This is a genomic window from Aliivibrio fischeri ATCC 7744 = JCM 18803 = DSM 507, from assembly GCF_023983475.1.
In the GTDB taxonomy this organism is placed as follows: Bacteria; Pseudomonadota; Gammaproteobacteria; order Enterobacterales; family Vibrionaceae; genus Aliivibrio; species Aliivibrio fischeri.
On the sequence record NZ_CP092713.1, the window covers coordinates 1001977 to 1018914 of the forward strand.

Here is a 16938-nt window from a genome sequence, read left to right on the forward strand (position 1 = left end):
TTCTTTGTGTTGCCTCATTTTAGCCTGAATCCGTGTTTTCCTCGCCGCATTTTCAATCCCAATTGTGGTTAGGATATTTGGTTTTTTAGTTCCAAACTAGCTGAAACCAAGCCGTTCAAATGGCGTTGTAAATGTATTTGTTTTTCTTCACATTATTTCTAGTTTTATGTTCATTTTGTTCGCTTAATTACCATCGGTGAATTAGAATCAGGGCTTAGACAATTTTTGCGGGGCAGTTCTTTACCAAGCTAGCCAAGCCGAAAGTAAGCACGCACAACAATCGCATCAACACGATTTATTACACTCGGCGTTCTGGGTTTGTCTTGGGTTTTGTGATTAGGGCGGTTAATTCAGGTTGGTTTGTATAGTAATAAACGTGTTATGCCAGCGTTATGTGCAAGGTAGGAAAAGTTGAAAACTAAAATGGATTGGAAAATGTGGCAGCTTATGGAAGCACCGTCATTAATTCAGCAAATTGAAATGTGGTTGGACTTAATCGATAAATATGGAGCAGATGAATGGTCTAGTTGTGATATGGAAGCTGATGGCTGGCAATTATTATTGAGGTGTAGAACTAATGATATTGTTGGTAATTGTATGGTTATTGCTACAATACGGCTTGATGAAAAATTGCAGAATAAAGGCAGATTAAAATCGTTTCTTAATTATTTATCAGATGTTACACCTTGGCCGACAATAGCAATTGAGCAAATAGAGAATAAAGATTTAATTAGGTTTTGTAAAAAAAATAAATTTACACAGATTAGTCCTCGGTACAGTGACTCTTTTCGTATAGAAAAAGATAAACTAATACGATTTAATGTGGATGAATTTCAAGCATATATTTAGTAAGCACATAACAAATGCATCAACACGATTTGCTACATTCGGCATTCTAGATTTCTTTTGGTTTACCGTATTAAGTGGTAAATTTAGGCTTAATCTGCATGGTAGCAAACGTGTTATGCAGGCGTTATGTGTACATAGAGACTCTACCAAAAGGACTCGGTATTAAATGAAAATTGTAATAGTTACAGATATCTTCGGACTATGTGAGTCGATTGATAACCTAATCAGGCATCTAGCTCATTATATGATAAATCCTGTGGTTATTGAGCCATATCAAGGCGTACGTTATAACTTTCTTAGTGAGCAAGACGCTTATGAAGCTTTTATTGAGCAATGCGGTCATGATAAATACTTCTCTTTGGTTTCTAAGTCTCTTTCAATAGAGAAGCCGGAATTAATTATTGGTTTTAGTGCAGGAGCAAGCGCGGTGTGGAGGGTATCTAATTTGGATAATTTAGAGTGCAGGGGAGCAATCTGTTTTTATCCGGCACAAATACGAAATCATCTTGATATTAAGCCTAAATTTCCACTAAAGGTAGTTTTCCCCTGTACAGAGAGTGCATTTGATGTGCTCGATATTAGCAATAGGGTTTTATCCTATGAAAATGTAAACACAGACATCACTCCTTTTCAGCATGGTTTTATGAACAATCGTTCTGCGGCATATGATTTATCGGGTGAGATGTATGGTTTGAAACTTATCGAAATGAATATATCATCTTAGCGTATCGGTGTAAGCGTACACATAACAAATGCATCAACACGATTTGCTACACTCGGCGTTGTCAGTTTGCCTTTAATTTCAGTGATTAAGGCGTTAAAATTCAGCTAGGTCTGCATGGTAGCAAACGTGTTATGCAGGCGTTATAACAAAGAGGAGTTCTAAATTTGAGTGAAATATTTGAAATAGCATATGCAGCAGCTTCCAATAGAATATGTTTTTTCACTGGTACAGGTTTTTCAAAAGCAGTTACAGGTGGAAGGGCTCCAAGTTGGCAAGGATTGTTGGAAGATTTGACTGATTTATTGCCAAATGGAAAAGATACGAAGAACGCATTATTCCCAGAAGATGGAAAAAATCCTTTGAGCTTAGAAGAGTGTGCTCAAGTCATCGGGATAGAGTTGTCGAGTATTGGCTTAAATATACATACAGAAACCGCACGTTTGATAGAGTCTGTAGATATTTCTGATGATATAGAACCTATAGTTGAATTTATGTCTAAAAGATCTTTTCGTGCAGTGACAACTAACTACGATAAGCTACTTGAGCAAATTTCTGGTGAATCTGATTGTCACTCTATCGCACCAGGGCTTCCAATTCCAAGGTCACTATCTCGAGCTAAAGTTTACCATGTACATGGTTCAATTGATTCTGCTAATAATATGATTATCACTTCAGATGATTACTTTAAGTTTTTAAATGGAGAATCGTACTTTTCTAGGAAATTAAGCACAGTTCTACATGAAAACACTGTAGTTATTTTAGGCTACTCACTTGGTGATACTAACTTAAAAGCAATTATTAGTGACTATAAAGGTTTTTCTAAAAACCATGTAGTTAGCTCAAATATTTTTCTTGTCTCTAGATCACCGGTTGTTCAGCAGGTCAAAGATTACTACTCGCATTGCTATGGAATAAGAGTTATTGATAACACTGATGTTCTCGAATTTTTCATATTGCTTAATGATCGCTTAGCCGAAGCTGAAAAATGTGTTGAATTCTCAGTTAGTAATATTAAAAAGGTTATTCTCGAAAATCATTCATATAAAAAGACTTATTTGAGTGTGTATAACTCGTTTTATGAAGTTATTTCCTCAATTGCAGCTGCTGGTTTTAGTATTAATAATACAAGGGTCGTAGAAGCACTAGGTAAGATCATAGAATCAAAAACGGAACTTACTCATGAAAATAATGCGTGGGATCAATACGTTCAATTGGCTAATTGGTTGATATATATTGCTAGTATTTTAGATATAAAAGGTACATCCCTTGAAGATTGTCTCGTCCTAAAATACGTTGACGATTTTTAATTGAAAGCTAAGTGCGTACGCACTTGGCTTTTTTGTGTACTTGATTTGGTGTACTCATTCCCAAGCTTAAATGTGGCCGCATTTCATTATAAATAAAAATAGATTCTTCAACTAAATGCCTTAACTCCTCTAAATCTTTACAGTCATACAAAAGAAACTCTTGTTTAAGTATCCCATTTATTCGCTCTGCTAATGCATTTTGATAGCAATCATAACCATCCGTCATTGATGGCTTAATATCATTTTTATTCAATTTTTCCTGATAAACCTTTGAACAATACTGTAATCCTCGGTCTGAATGATGAATCGTACTCCTTTGATATTGACGGCTATCTATCGCCATATCAAGAGCTTTGACTACATCAGTAGCTTTCATTTCATCACTTAATTCATATCCCATTATCTTTCGACTATAAGCATCTGTTACTAAAGATAAATAATGAATACCTTTTTGTGATTGAACGTAAGTGATATCACTAACAAAAACCTCTTCAGATGCTTGAGGTGTTACTTCTTTAAGTAAATTAGGATGTTTTTTCATCCAATGCTTACTATAGGTAGTTTTTGTATAACTTCGTTTAGGTTTTACTAATAAGCACTCATTTCTTAAATAGGAAAAAAAGTTATCTCTGCCTAACTTTATGCCATGAGTGATGAATTTGGGCTTAAGTAAAAAATATAATTTTTTACCTCCAATACGAGGCATATATCGACGAATTTCTTGCACCATATTTTTAACCGGTGAAAGTTCAACGGCACGTTTCAGAGCTCTACGTTCTTGTTGGTATATACATTGTCTTGTAATGCCAAGTAGCTGACTAGCTCGCTCTAAGCTGATCATTTTCTGCTTTTGAAGACTTCTTGCTCCTTGGCAATATACTTTTTTCTAAGGCCTGCACCATGTTCTGCGTCCATGATATTCACTACTTCATTAAGTAATAAATTACGCATTCTTTCATCATCAAGCTCTCGCTCTAAACGTTTAATTTTTTGTGCAGGCGATTCTTTCGCTTTCGGGGATTTAGGCATAATAATCTTAGGTGATTGAGACCAGTCCATCTTACCGTGTTTTCTTAACCAAGTAAGTACGGTAGATCGACCTTGAATGCCATAAATGTTTTGAGCTTGCTTATAGGTCATATCGCCTTTTTCTATAGCGGCAACAAGCTGCAATTTAAAGCCTAATGAATAATCGCGTTGAGTTCGCTTATTCTTTGTTTTTTCTTGATTTGTCATATAAAAGTCCTAAATGTGTAAACACATTTCAGGACGAGACAGATATATATCTAAAAGCAGTGAAACGTTCGATGGAAACAATGAGGCGTGAACTTTATTTTGGTTATTCATGGCATGCTTATAAAGCTTGGAATAGAGGTTGGGCAAATATAACCCCTGAAAATAGGTCTCTCATTAAGCAGTTTATTGAAGCTAATTCTACGTATGAAGATGCCTTAGCAATTGTCCAGAAATCTTTGTTATAACAAATGCATCAACACGATTTACTACACTCGGCATCTCAGGTTGTCGGGTGTTTCTCGTTTTAAGGCGTCAATATTGAGTATAATTGCATAGTAGTAAACGTGTTATGCTGGCGTTACACGAACTAAAGATTGCAGTTTTTTTGGCTCAGTTCAGCGATTGAGCCATTAGTTTTTTAGGCGTGAAAGTAAGGTGGATTTCCTTTTTCTTTGTTGCCTTTTAATATTCGTTTTATCAGGTTCGGCAATTGACCATTATTGCCAAAAGTTCATGGGTTTCAGAAACCAATTTAGGCTTCAATTGTTCATGGTTTTGCCTCATTTCAGTTTGCATTAGTGTTTTGCTCGCAGCATTTTCAATCCCAATTGTTGTTGGGATATTTGGTTTATCAGCTCAAAACTGGCTGAAACCAAATCGTACAAATGGTGCAAGAAAAAGGGATTGTTTCGTTTCACTGTTATTGTCGTTGAAATGATATTTTGCTCGCTTAATTTAGCCAGTCTAATTAAACTCAGTTTACAGTAAGTCTTGGTAAATCAATTCTTTACCAATTAAAGTGAAGCGTTGACAAAGATCGTGTAACAAATGCATCAACACGATTTGCTACACTCGGCGTTGTCAGTTTGTCTTTAGTTTCAGTGATTAAGGCAGTAAAATTCAGCTAGGTCTGTATGGTAGCAAACGTGTTATGCAGGCGTTAGGTGAAAATTAAGAGGGTTAATAGTTGTCAAAAGTTGAAGATACAGTTACTTTTCGGGTATATGAAATTATTCGTGAGGAATCTCCTAGATGTTCAGATCCATTTTATGAGTCAGTTGAATTTGAAATAATTAATTTTACCAAAAAAAGAACACATAAATTTTGGGCTTTTTTGGATGAGTTAGTTCCTAATCATGTCTGTAACCGACAGCGTTGTTATCCTGTTTGTGGTTGTTTAGATTGTAATACATTAAAAAGTGAAGAGGTTTTGAAATTAGAAGAGTTACAAAATACATACGATCATGGTTGGCCTGTATTTGATTGGGGGCAATTTAATATGCCAAGAGGCATTAAGTTCACACCTGAAAGCCAAGTTTTGAATAAACGTCCTCAAACTTATGATAGAGAGAAGCGACTCAATAAGCAGGAGATTATCAATGTGATTGGTGCAGTTAATGAAATAATTAAAAGGCATAGATCTGAGATTGGTGCATTTCCATATATAGCACTACCTATATCTGAAAATGTGGATTCAATTTATAAAAAAGCGATGAATGGTAATCTAGGAATTAACTTGCATTTTCCTGTATCAAGAGTAACACTAAGGTATGAAGATAAAGAATGCGGAGCTGCTTATGTTATATGCTAATTTATTATGTAAACGTGATACAACAGTACAATCTGTGAAAGTATTAGCGATTCGTAGACAGATAACAATTATGCATACTATGAAAATCGGAACAAATGTATATGATGTTCATACTACACTCGCTGATTTTTACAGAGCTGCATTTATTCAGTCTTCTATTAATCGAGATTATATTCAATCCTCTATTGATCGAGATTATATACAACCTAGATTGCAAGCTAGAATTGCCAGAGCTAAATTAGCTAGAAAGAATAAAAAAACAATAGTTCTAGTGTCTGGCGATGAACGATTTTCAGGCTTCGATTAATTTCACCTAACAAATGCATCAACACGATTTACTACACTCGGCATCTCAGATTGTCGGGTGTTTCTCGTTTTAGGGCGTCAATATTAAGTATAATCGCATAGTAGTAAACGTGTTATGCAGGCGTTATGCCTCAGTTTTGCTTTGAAATACGGTTTTGCTCATTATGCAGCAACTTTATAATAGAGCATATTGTTCAAATTGTATTTTTAGTTAAGTATTCGTCCTATGTTATAAAGCATTTATGGGAATACTTATGAATTGGCGTATTTTTCGGATAATAATTATTACTTTGAGCACATGCATAAGTATCATGTCAACTTACTATACAGTTCCTTTAGAAAGTACAAATCTACCATTAATTGAACAATTAAAATCTCTACTGCTTATTTTTGTTGCAAGTCTTTTAGGTTTGTTTTTTATCATTGGTATTCAGGCATTTAATCCGTATTCAAGTAAACTGTGGGTTGTTCCGTCTTGGGAAATAAACCCATTTACAAAAAAGCAACCAATTGTGTTTTTTCATTTCGTCGCATGGTTCATTACTGTTCAATCTATTGTTCAATTAATATTCAGCATACTTTGTGGTTATTCGTATTGGTCTGCATTATTAGGGACTGTATTTGGTCTATCAATATTTATCGGGTTAAGGCTAGTACGAATAGCATTTCATTTTAAGTTTCGAGATTGATTTCTATAAAAGAATTTATTTATTGTTATCGAAACGTATAGGCATAACAAATGCATCAACACGATTTACTACACTCGGCATCTCAGGTTGTCGGGTGTTTCTCGTTTTAAGGCGTCAATATTGAGTATAATTGCATAGTAGTAAACGTGTTATGCAGGCGTTAACTGTCATTGGAGGTTAAATTGACAAAGAAAAAATACAATTGTTTTGAGTCTTATGAGTTTTTTGGGGAGTTTTTTCCGAGCTATGATTCTAATGATGGACGGTTTGCCGGTAAAATAAAATATTCTCCTGAAAATGGATTACAGTTAGAATATTGTTTATCAAATAGTGCTGCGCCGACAAAATGTGACAAGTTATTTGGATTTTTAAATAATGGTAAAAAATGTACTTTGGTTGGTCAATTTGACTTTGATCGTGGAACTCATTATTTAGGTGATGTAACTGTTAAATCAGGATTACATGGTTTTTACTATCTACTAATTGGAGCTTTTGTTAACGATATTTCAAATGTTAAATTTGCCAACTTTACATTTAATGGTATGCAAGAATTTATTCATCCCCAAGGATTTATTAGCCAACTTAAATATCAAGACGAACCAATCCTAACTACAAAAGGAAATGATTGGCTGATTGAAGTTAGAAATAACGCTACATATTCGGTCGTTGGTGATGACATTATTAATCTGATACATACTAGAGATGATGAAGCTCAAGAAAAGCTGAAGCTTTCGTTAGAGAAAATAAAAGGAGAGCATCCAAAGTTATATTTTACGCTAAGAAAAACTTTTCAGTATACTTTTAAATATAAATCTGTTCTAGCCCTGAATACGGATGAAACACTTCAAAATATTATAAAAATAGCTGCGCTATTTTCTATATTAATGGCTCGACCTAAATTCCCAGATGAAATTGAGTTTTATTTTGATAATGAAGATTCGGTACAAGTATTGAATAGCATGTGCTTGGAAAGGAGAACTATAAAACTTGCTCAACAAGATATAAGTCATATGTTGATGCCTCTAAATTGGAAGCAAATTGATATGGAGTCTGCTTTGAGTCGTTGGTTTGACTTATATGATGATTTTCAAGTGCTTTCCGTATCGCATCAATATGAGACGGGATTTAAGACTCTTCATTATGCACATAGTGATATTATTCTATACTCAACTCAGCTAGAGGCCATTAATGCAGACCTTGGCGGAAAGACAGGTGAAAAATACACTCGACCAATAGAGACATATGCTTCGCCAGAATTAATATTAAGTTTGAAAAAGGTATTTAGTAAAATTAATGAAGAAGAGTTAGGAAAGAATATATCGAATCTAAGGAATGAATTAGCACATGTTGGTCGACCTAAAGTAATGATGAAAAAATTATCAATTGATGATTATGTTGATGTAGGCAGAATTTTTCAATTAGTTGTAGTTTCCCATTTACTAGCTAAATTGGGTGTCTCTACAAAGTATATTTATCATTATCAAAATCGTCTCATCCCTTTAGATGACAGTTAACAAAGCAATCAACACGATTTACTACATTCGGCATTCTAGGTTTGTCTTTAGTTTCAGTGATTAAGGCGGTAAAATTTAGCTTAGTTTATGTTGTAGTAAACGTGTTATTGCGGCGTTATAAGTACAAATTTGCATCAATACTTGATCATCGGTTTGATCCTATATAATATGTGGCCTATATTAAGGTTGTAGGGAATTATTATGTGGGAAGTTATTACTACGGATACATTTGATGAATGGTTTGATTCACTAAACGATTCAGAACGTGCAAATGTGATCGCAGGTATGTTGTTACTTCAAAATAAAGGTCCGCACCTTTCTAGGCCTTACGCTGATACTGTTTATGGCTCGAAGTTTACAAATATGAAAGAGCTTCGTGTTCAAAGTAACGGTGACCCATTGAGAGCATTTTTTGCTTTCGATCCTGAGCGTAAAGGTATTTTATTATGTGCTGGTAACAAAGGCGGTAATGAAAAACGTTTTTACAAACAGATGATCCCAATAGCAGATCAAGAATTTCAAGCTCATTTGAATAATAGAGGGTAATAATATGGCTCGTACACTTCAAGAAATAATGGCGAATGAAAAGCCAGAAGTTGTTGCTCAAGCTCAAGAGTTGGCAACAGAAATGTTATTAAACATTCATTTAGCAGAATTACGTGAAAGAGCTGCTTTAACTCAGAATGAATTAGCTCTAGCTATGGGTGTAAAACAACCGACTATTTCTGGTATGGAAAAAATAGGGCAAGATATTAAATTGTCATCACTAAAAAAATATATTGAAGCTACGGGTGGCAAGTTACGTCTTGATGTTGAAATGTCAGATGGTAGTCACTTTGGTTTTGCGGTGTGATGTACTTATAACAAATGCATCAACACGATTTACTACACTCGGCATCTCAGGTTGCCGGGTGTTTCTCGTTTTAAGGCGTCAATTTTAAGTATAATTGCATAGTAGTAAACGTGTTATGCAGGCGTTATATTTTTAATCTAGCTTTTGGCTAAAAATGAGGTAAATAGGTGAGAAGGACAATTCTCCGAGCATTCTTTGATTCAAGTAGAGCGATGCAAAATGTATATATTGGTTTAATTTTACTCTTTTTGAGTTTATTACGGATAACCCTTGAGATTTACCCTACGACTGAACAAAATGAAAATGGTATAACTTACCCATTGTGGGACTATTTTTCAGGTAATTTGTTACCGGAAATATCGGGAATGGTTATTGAGGTTTTACTATTTCTATTTGTTATTGATGTTATACGAGAATTTGAACGCGTCAAATTAGAGAAAAAAGCAGAATTAGAACTAAAGCGGTTAGAAGAAAATCAAAAACTGTCTGAGTTACGTAGAAAAATAGAAATTGAACGGCGATTAAGGCATCAATTGAGAGTTTTAATCAGAAGAATATTTGAAGATGTTGAAATCATACATGAAGAAACCTGTGCTGATTTTAAATTCCACGCAAATAAATACCTAGAAAATCAGACTCTTTTTGTTGAGCTTATGTCTAAAGTTTCTGAAGAAACTGTTGATAGTGCTTTTTATGAAGAAGCTGCAAATCTGGCTAAATTCGAGCTTGAATTACTAATGTCAATAACACAATCATGCACTGAATTGAGTAGTCAGCATATGAAATCATGGATGAACATTTTGTTTTTTCTTAAACAGTTATCAATTGGAAAGGAAGTTAACGAGAGTGCAATAAAATTAATATCAAATATAGCAAATTTTGAAAAATGTAGTCGAGCATTAGGCTATGACGCTCAAATATAACAAATGCATCAACACGATTTGCTACATTCGGCATTCTAGGTTTCTTTGAGTTTACCGTATTAAGTGGTAAATTTGGGCTTAATCTACATGGCAGCAAACGTGTTATGCAGGCGTTATGTGTTTAAAAGGTTGAGTTAATGACTACAAAAGAAATAAAGAAAAAAATTATAGATTTAACACTGTTACCTGTATTAGCTTCTGCATTTTTGTATATATTGGGCTTGAGTTATTTTGCAGGAGGTTACAACCAATTAAATATTTCAGCAGTGGTAAACACTCCTAATGTTTATTCTATTTTAGTTAATGGTTTTTATGCGTTATTTGGGAGTTTAATGTTCTACCCTAAAGTCTCTGGGGTAATGCTAGTGATCTATGTTATTGTAATATATCGTTTTACAAAGGGGCGTGATTCTGGTTTCAAATTATCTATAGCTTCAATATTATTTATTTTACCTTTTTCTTTAATTACATACCTATCTGGTGGTGAGTTATCAAAGAAAATTGAAAGTGAAGCTCGACAATTTCTGTCTAACCAAATAGAAACTACAAATTATTCAACTAAAGTGGCTGTTAAATATTCAGTTAATAAAGCTGATATTAGTTCTATTGAGGGAATGCTTCTTACTACTTCTGGTGATTTCTTAATAGTAATCCAGCAAAATGTTATCCAAGTGATTCCTCGCAAAAATATAATGGAAATAATTATTTATAAGTAACTTAAAACACATAACAAATGCATCAACACGATTTACTACACTCGGCAATCTCAGTTTGCCGGGTGTTTCTCGTTTTAAGGCGTCAATTTTAAGTATAATTGCATAGTAGTAAACGTGTTATGCAGGCGTTGTGCGTACTGAGTCCGAAATTTTTTGTACGGTTCATCAATAGAATCGCGGCTTTCGTAGTTTCGGCTTAGTAAGCGTAAATTTCTTCTTTGTTGCCTTTTGGTTTTCGTATCATCAAGTTCGGCAAATTAGCCATTATTTCCATAAGTTCAGGCGTTTCAGAGGCTATTTTACGCTTCAATTGTTCTTTGGTTATGCCTCATTTTAGTTTGCATCAGTGTTTTGCTCGCAGTATTTCCAATCCCAATTGTGGTTAGGATATTTGGTTTATTCGTTCCAAACTTGCTGAAACCAAGTCGTTCAAATGGCGTAAAAAATGTATCTGTTTTCCATTCACTTTATCTCGCAGTTTAAGAACATTTTGTTCGCTTAATTGGCATCGGTAAATTAGAATCTAGGCTTAGAAAATCTTGGCAGGGCAGTTCTTTACCAAGCTGGCCAAGCCGAAAGTAAGCACGCACAACAATCGCATCAACACGATTTATTACATTCGGCGTTCTGGGTTTGCCTTTAGTTTTGTGATTAAGGCAATAAAATTCAGGTTGGTCTGCATGTTAATAAACGTGTTATGCCAGCGTTATAAGCACCGATTTTTTAAAGTTGTTTGAGTCAGAGGTAAAGGTTTGAAATTTTCAACGCGTTCAGCGAAAGATAGTGATTTTGAGTTTTTATTTGAACTTAAAAAGGCCGCTGAATTTGAGCCAATTAAGGCTGTATTTGGTTGGGACGATAAAATCCAACGTGAAATGCATCAAGATGAATGGGATGAAGAAAAACCAACCATCATTGAAATGTCAGGTGAAGCTGTAGGTAGCTATTTGCTTCAAAACAAAGGCGACCATTTATATTTTTGCCGCTTCTTTTTATTACCAAAATTTCACGGGAAAGGAATAGGAAGTCAGATTTTAAGCCAATGTTTAGAGTTTGCTGATAGTGAAAATAAACCAGTGAAATTGTGTTATTTACAAGGCAATCGGGTAGGTGGTTTATATCGTAAATTTGGTTTCCAAGTAACATCAGAAGATGCTCAATTTATTCATATGAGCCGTGTGAGAATGTGCTTATAACAAATGCATCAACACGATTTACTACACTCGGCAATCTCAGTTTGCCGAGTGTTTCTCGTTTTAAGGTGTTAATTTTAAGTATAATTGCTTGGTAGTAAACGTGTTATGCAGGCGTTATAAGCACCGATTTATTAAGGTTATTTGAGCCAGAGGTAAAGGTTTGAAATTTTCTACGCGTTCAGCGAAAGATAGTGATTTTGAGTTCTTATTTGAACTTAAAAAGGCAGCTGAATTTGAGCCAATTAAGGCTGTATTTGGTTGGGACGATAAAATCCAACGTGAAATGCATCAAGATGAATGGGATGAAGAAAAGCCAACCATTATTGAAATATCAGGTGACGCAGTAGGTAGCTATTTGCTTCAAAACAAAGGTGATCATTTCTATTTTTGCCGTTTCTTTTTATTACCAAGTTTTCACGGAAAAGGCATAGGAAGTCAGATTTTAAGTCAATGTTTAGAGTTTGCTGATAGTGAAAATAAACCAGTGAAATTGTGTTATTTGCAAGGTAATCGGGTAGGCGGTTTATATCGTAAATTTGGTTTCCAAGTAACATCCGAAGATGCTCAATTTGTTCATATGAACCGTGTGAGAATGTGCTTATAACAAATGCATCAACACGATTTGCTACATTCGGCATTCTAGGTTTCTTTGAGTTTGCCGTATTAAGTGGTAAATTTGAGCTTAATCTGCATAGTAGCAAACGTGTTATGCAGGCGTTACACGATGGTGTGCCCACAGAATTAGAACACATTCTATACTTAGGTTATACCTATCTGGAGGCTACCATGAGCAAGCATTATACTAAATCTTACCCTGAAGAGTATCGTAAAGAAGCTGTCCGACTCGCAGATCAAAAAGATAGAACGACGGCTTCCGTCGCGAAGGAATTAGGGTTACACCCTAATCAAATTTATAACTGGCGAAGACAGTTTAACCTTCTGACAAATAAACAGTTTACGGTTCATGATGGTATCGATTATTCAATAAAAGAAAACTCAGAAATGCGTAAGATGAGAAAAGAGCTAAATGACCTAAAAAAAGAGAATGAGTTCTTAAAAAAGGCAGCGGCGTACTTTGCCAAAAACCAAGAGTAAAGTACGCACTTATTCGTGATTTTAGAAGTAACTATAGTGTTCGTTTTCTTTGCCGAGTTTTAAAAGCATCTTCAACTGGTTTTTATGCATGGCATAATAAATCATTAAGCAAAGCCTCCAAAAGGAGGCTAGACTTTGAAAAGAAGATATTATCAACCTTTGCTGAGTTTGAGGCTAAATACGGCTCTAGAAGAGTTAGGAATGAGCTTGTAAAGCTAGGATATCCTTGTTCAACTAATTATGTAGCAAAGATCATGAAGGATCGAGGTATTAGAGCCCATAACGGAAAAGGCTTCCGTTATGGACGACGAGTTGAATCAACTCGTAATGTGGTAGGCAACATTTTAGACCGGCGCTTTACCGCTGAAAGCCCCAATGAACGTTGGACAACAGATATTACGTACATTTGGGTTAACGATAAATTTATGTACCTGGCCGTTGTTATGGACTTATTTTCAAGGAAAATAATTGGGTGGTCATTAGACGACTCAATGACTGAGGTTCTTATTTCAGATGCATTAAAAATGGCCTTCCGTCGAAGAAAGATTAAACAAGGTTTAATCATTCATTCAGATCGAGGAGTTCAATACCGTTCTAACAATTATCAAGAACTTATAAATGATAATGGTTGCGTCCAAAGTATGAGTCGAACAGGAAACTGCTGGGATAATGCAGCAATGGAATCCTTTTTCAGTCGACTAAAAGTCGAACTGATTTACCCAAAGAATTATCAAACAGTTACCGATGTTCAAACTGGCATATTTGAATATATTGAGATCTTCTATAATCGTAAGCGCAGTCACTCAACATTAAACAACTTGAGTCCATTTGAATTTGAAAGTAAATTTGTAAAATAAAGTGTTCGCTTTTCGAGGGGCACACCAACGAACTCTAAGAATGCATTTTTTTGGCTCAGTTCAGCGATTGAGCCGTTAGTTTTTTAGGCGAGAAAGTAAGGTGGATTTCCTTTTTCTTTGTTGCCTTTTAGTTTTCATTTCATCAGGTTCGGCAATTAAACATTATTGTCAAAAGTTCATGGGTTTCAGAAACCAATTCACGCTTCAATTGTTCATGGTTTTGCCTCATTTTAGTCTGCATCAGTGTTTTGCTCGCAGCATTTTTAATCCCAATTGTGGCGAGTATATTTGGTTTATCAGCTCAAAACAGGCTGAAACCAAATCGTACAAATGGTGTAAGAAAAAGGGATTGTTTCGTTTCACAGTTATTGTCGTTGGTTGGATATTTTGCTCGCTTAATTGAGTCAGTCTAATTAAACTCAGTTTACAGTAAATCTTGGTAAATCAATTCTTTACCAAGTTAATAGAAGCGTTGACAAAGATCGTGTAACAAAGCAATCAACACGATGCTAATTACACTCGGCGTTTGTGGTTTGAAGTATAATTGGTTTGGAAAGTAAGGTGTTCGCACGTGTTATTGCGGCGTTATATGCTTATCAAAAACGTGAAGAAAGCCGAAGTTATCTCTTATTTATTAGCTCGTGCAGACAATAGTCATATACTAGCATCAGTATAATAAATAAAGGATTATGTTATGTCTAAAGGCGTTAAAGTTGGTGATATAGGTACGGCTCATGATGGTTTCCCTGAAACCCCAATTTTATCTGGTTCACCAGATGTAAAATTTGATGGCCAACCAGCAGCAAGGGTCGGTGACCCTTTACTTCCACATAGTAAGCCCAAACATCCTCCGCATCCTAGGACAATATCATCAGGCTCTTCAACTGTCTTTATTAATGGTAAACCTGCTGCTATTACGGGTGGTGAAATTAGTTGTGGAGGGGTAACTATTGGAAGTGGGACAGTTAATATCGGAGACAAATATCAACCACCTACAAGTAGTCCACTTTCGGAATTAGAATCAGGTGAAAGCAAGAGAATAACCACAGCACGCACTAATAGCGCTAATTCGCAAACATCACAACCAATCAGAATACCAAGTGGTTCGGGATATTGGCCACCTTATAACCCTTTAGCCAAAGATGGGGAAAAGGAGCTAAATGTAGAATATACACAAGATATTGTTAAGTTTGCTGTTCTTGAACCTGATGAGTGGGCTGTTTTTTTTGATTCTTTCGATAAATTGAAAACATTAAAGAATACGGTTACTGGACTTTATGATGCCAAAGAAACGGCAAAAGCTCTAGGAGGGTTAGGGGTTACGGCATTAGTTAAGAATATTGATGGTGTAGATTATGTTATTCTTAAAAATTATGACAAATGGAGCCAAACGTTACTTCATGGTGGTGTATTTAAAGCTAATAATGCTCAAGTTATAAAACTAGGTTTAGGCGCTCTAGATTCCGTTAAAGGGATGGCTAGATTTGTTAAAGTTAGTGCTCCAATGGAGATTTTGGTTGGCTCAGGAATAAACGTACTGCAATTTATAGTTAATGATGAATATACGTTAACTAAGTTAGGGGTAGAACAGGCAAAGTTATTTGTTAATGTCCTTATAGTTTCAGGTATTTCGTTAGGTGTTGGAATGGCTGCATCAGTTTTAGTTCCTGTAACATTTGTGGGCGGTAGTGTTATTTTTGCTGCAACTAGTGTCGTAGTTTGGTGGACAGATAAGCAAACGGATTTTCAAGAAAAGTTAGTTGTTAATAGTACTAATTTTCTTGAGTCTGTAGTGAATGAAGTTATTGAGGTTTTTGATGGAACACAGTAGAAAAAAATTAATAATATCTTTTTTAATTATATTTATTTTTTGGTTTATCATATTTTGGATTAGCTATCAATTAATTACACCTCTAATTTTTGGTGTTGAAGTCGGTGATTCGCTATTGTTTAGTTTCGATTCATTTGTTCCTGTGGTCGTGTTTACTGCTAATGGATTTTTTCTTGAATTACTTTATTTGGGAGTCTTAGCAATAAGAGATAAGTTTAATTATAAAAACAGGGTGGTTAGAAAGTTAAAATATTATCCTATGCTAATTTTTGGAGTTATTGGATTAACTGTCAATTATGCAAATTATTTCTTAGTTATTAAGCCAAATGGCTTACTTCAATGCTCTGATAAAATGGGGTATAAACAAAATTTAATGCATGATTATGTTCACGATTTAACTTATTGTGAACGAAAATAAGCGCATATAACAAATGCATCAACACGATTTGCTACACTCAGCGTTGTCAGTTTGCCTTTAGTTTCAGTGATTAAGGCAGTAAAATTCAGCTAGGTTTGCATGGTAGCAAACGTGTTATGCAGGCGTTAGCTGTTGAACTACTTCATATTTCTATTTCAATGAAAAGTAGGTTTTGAGCATTTCGATGCATATTGAAGTAATTATTAATGAAAATTTAAATTGAGATTTCCAATTATCTTCTTATTTACTGTGAAGTGACTCCTAGTGAGCTAGTTACTCTGGAGTGATTTCCTCAGAAAGTCGTGATTAACATACCGTTTCTTTTAGAAAACTACCGTATAAGCTGAATTTCTATGCTGTTCTAATTTAACCTAAGATACCCCAAGGACGTAACTAATCATAATAAAAGAGATTAATATGGAATTTAAAAAATTAAGTGCAGGAACAATATATAAACACCTCACAATCGGAGCTCTGATAGGCTCTTTACCTGTAGGGCTTTTATTTGGAATTTCAAGCATGTTCGATATGTCATCGATTAAATTGAACGAGACGCCAGTAATAGGTGTGATGGCCTTGGTAGTGGCTCCACTTTTTCTATTCTTTGTTAGTATTTTCTTTATCACTTTAATCGTATTGGGTTTATGGATTTATTCACGGATTAACAAAACAAAAGTTTATTACTATCGTGATGAAAACAGCTAACAATCGCATCAACACGATTTGCTACGTTCGGCATTCTAGATTTCTTTGGGTTTACCGCATTAAGTGGTAAATTGGACTTAATCTGCATGATAGCAAACGTGTTATGCAGGCGTTATGTGCTTTCAAAA

19 protein-coding genes are annotated in these 16938 nt (G+C 34.9%); 18 read left to right on the forward strand and 1 reads right to left on the reverse strand.

Annotated features, from left to right (window positions below):
* The first annotated feature begins 411 nt into the window (after positions 1-411).
* The 3 genes from AVFI_RS17950 to AVFI_RS17960 all read left to right on the forward strand — a co-directional run bounded on the left by AVFI_RS17950 (position 412) and on the right by AVFI_RS17960 (position 2880).
* Positions 412-849: an N-acetyltransferase gene (locus tag AVFI_RS17950; protein ID WP_188863998.1), complete on the forward strand. Its 438-nt coding sequence runs from the start codon at positions 412-414 to the stop codon at positions 847-849.
* Positions 850-1015: 166 nt separating this feature from the next.
* Entirely contained in the window at positions 1016-1573 is a 558-nt protein-coding gene (locus tag AVFI_RS17955) for a dienelactone hydrolase family protein (RefSeq protein WP_054776332.1), read from the forward strand.
* A 164-nt stretch (positions 1574-1737) separates the two neighbouring features.
* Positions 1738-2880, forward strand: a complete 1143-nt coding sequence (locus tag AVFI_RS17960; RefSeq protein ID WP_188863999.1) for an SIR2 family NAD-dependent protein deacylase — start codon at positions 1738-1740, stop codon at positions 2878-2880.
* Between the two features lie 7 nt (positions 2881-2887).
* Here the strand turns inward: AVFI_RS17960 and AVFI_RS17965 are convergent.
* Positions 2888-4116, reverse strand: a protein-coding gene (locus AVFI_RS17965; RefSeq protein ID WP_408580437.1) for an IS3 family transposase whose coding sequence is annotated in 2 segments (ribosomal slippage) — positions 2888-3753 and positions 3753-4116 — 1230 coding nt in all. Because the reading frame shifts where the segments join, the coding sequence is not laid out codon by codon here.
* 967 nt (positions 4117-5083) lie between these two features.
* Here AVFI_RS17965 and AVFI_RS17970 point away from each other — a divergent pair.
* The 15 genes from AVFI_RS17970 (at position 5084) to AVFI_RS18040 (ending at position 16810) form a co-directional block, all read left to right on the forward strand.
* Complete coding sequence (locus AVFI_RS17970) at positions 5084-5707, forward strand: hypothetical protein (RefSeq protein ID WP_199414940.1); 624 nt, start codon at positions 5084-5086, stop codon at positions 5705-5707.
* The gene (locus AVFI_RS17975; protein WP_199414941.1) at positions 5694-6014 is read left to right on the forward strand and encodes a hypothetical protein; all 321 of its coding nucleotides are present in this window, start codon (positions 5694-5696) and stop codon (positions 6012-6014) included. Before AVFI_RS17970 ends, AVFI_RS17975 begins: the two co-directional genes overlap by 14 nt.
* Before the next feature lie 310 nt (positions 6015-6324).
* A complete protein-coding gene (locus AVFI_RS17980; protein WP_139070511.1) occupies positions 6325-6702 on the forward strand; it encodes a hypothetical protein in 378 nt (125 codons plus the stop codon).
* Between the two features lie 182 nt (positions 6703-6884).
* Positions 6885-8216, forward strand: coding sequence for an ApeA N-terminal domain 1-containing protein (locus AVFI_RS17985; protein WP_188864001.1), 1332 nt, complete (start codon positions 6885-6887; stop codon positions 8214-8216).
* Positions 8217-8417: 201 nt separating this feature from the next.
* On the forward strand, positions 8418-8762 hold the full coding sequence (locus tag AVFI_RS17990; RefSeq protein WP_017020975.1) for a type II toxin-antitoxin system RelE/ParE family toxin: 345 nt from the start codon (positions 8418-8420) through the stop codon (positions 8760-8762).
* Between the two features lie 4 nt (positions 8763-8766).
* Positions 8767-9069: a helix-turn-helix domain-containing protein gene (locus tag AVFI_RS17995; protein WP_130088419.1), complete on the forward strand. Its 303-nt coding sequence runs from the start codon at positions 8767-8769 to the stop codon at positions 9067-9069.
* Positions 9070-9281: 212 nt separating this feature from the next.
* Positions 9282-9992 carry a hypothetical protein gene (locus tag AVFI_RS18000; protein WP_155663025.1) on the forward strand — a complete coding sequence of 237 codons (711 nt, stop codon included), beginning with the start codon at positions 9282-9284 and terminating at the stop codon, positions 9990-9992.
* Positions 9993-10129: 137 nt separating this feature from the next.
* Positions 10130-10708 (forward strand): hypothetical protein, encoded by a 579-nt coding sequence (locus tag AVFI_RS18005; RefSeq protein ID WP_188864028.1) that lies wholly within the window; start codon positions 10130-10132, stop codon positions 10706-10708.
* Between the two features lie 752 nt (positions 10709-11460).
* Complete coding sequence (locus tag AVFI_RS18010; RefSeq protein ID WP_054776381.1) at positions 11461-11904, forward strand: GNAT family N-acetyltransferase; 444 nt, start codon at positions 11461-11463, stop codon at positions 11902-11904.
* 160 nt (positions 11905-12064) lie between these two features.
* The gene (locus tag AVFI_RS18015; protein ID WP_054776380.1) at positions 12065-12508 is read left to right on the forward strand and encodes a GNAT family N-acetyltransferase; all 444 of its coding nucleotides are present in this window, start codon (positions 12065-12067) and stop codon (positions 12506-12508) included.
* The gene (locus tag AVFI_RS18020; protein WP_252653960.1) at positions 12499-12999 is read left to right on the forward strand and encodes a transposase; all 501 of its coding nucleotides are present in this window, start codon (positions 12499-12501) and stop codon (positions 12997-12999) included. The genes AVFI_RS18015 and AVFI_RS18020 overlap by 10 nt, the downstream gene beginning before the upstream one ends.
* A gap of 11 nt (positions 13000-13010) precedes the next feature.
* The gene (locus AVFI_RS18025) at positions 13011-13856 is read left to right on the forward strand and encodes an IS3 family transposase (protein ID WP_054776360.1); all 846 of its coding nucleotides are present in this window, start codon (positions 13011-13013) and stop codon (positions 13854-13856) included.
* Positions 13857-14550: 694 nt separating this feature from the next.
* Positions 14551-15687, forward strand: coding sequence for a type VI secretion system PAAR protein (locus AVFI_RS18030; protein WP_236782112.1), 1137 nt, complete (start codon positions 14551-14553; stop codon positions 15685-15687).
* Positions 15674-16105 (forward strand): hypothetical protein, encoded by a 432-nt coding sequence (locus AVFI_RS18035; RefSeq protein ID WP_155673215.1) that lies wholly within the window; start codon positions 15674-15676, stop codon positions 16103-16105. The genes AVFI_RS18030 and AVFI_RS18035 overlap by 14 nt, the downstream gene beginning before the upstream one ends.
* A 417-nt stretch (positions 16106-16522) precedes the next feature.
* Positions 16523-16810, forward strand: coding sequence for a hypothetical protein (locus AVFI_RS18040; protein WP_005424073.1), 288 nt, complete (start codon positions 16523-16525; stop codon positions 16808-16810).
* Positions 16811-16938: the final 128 nt, after the last annotated feature.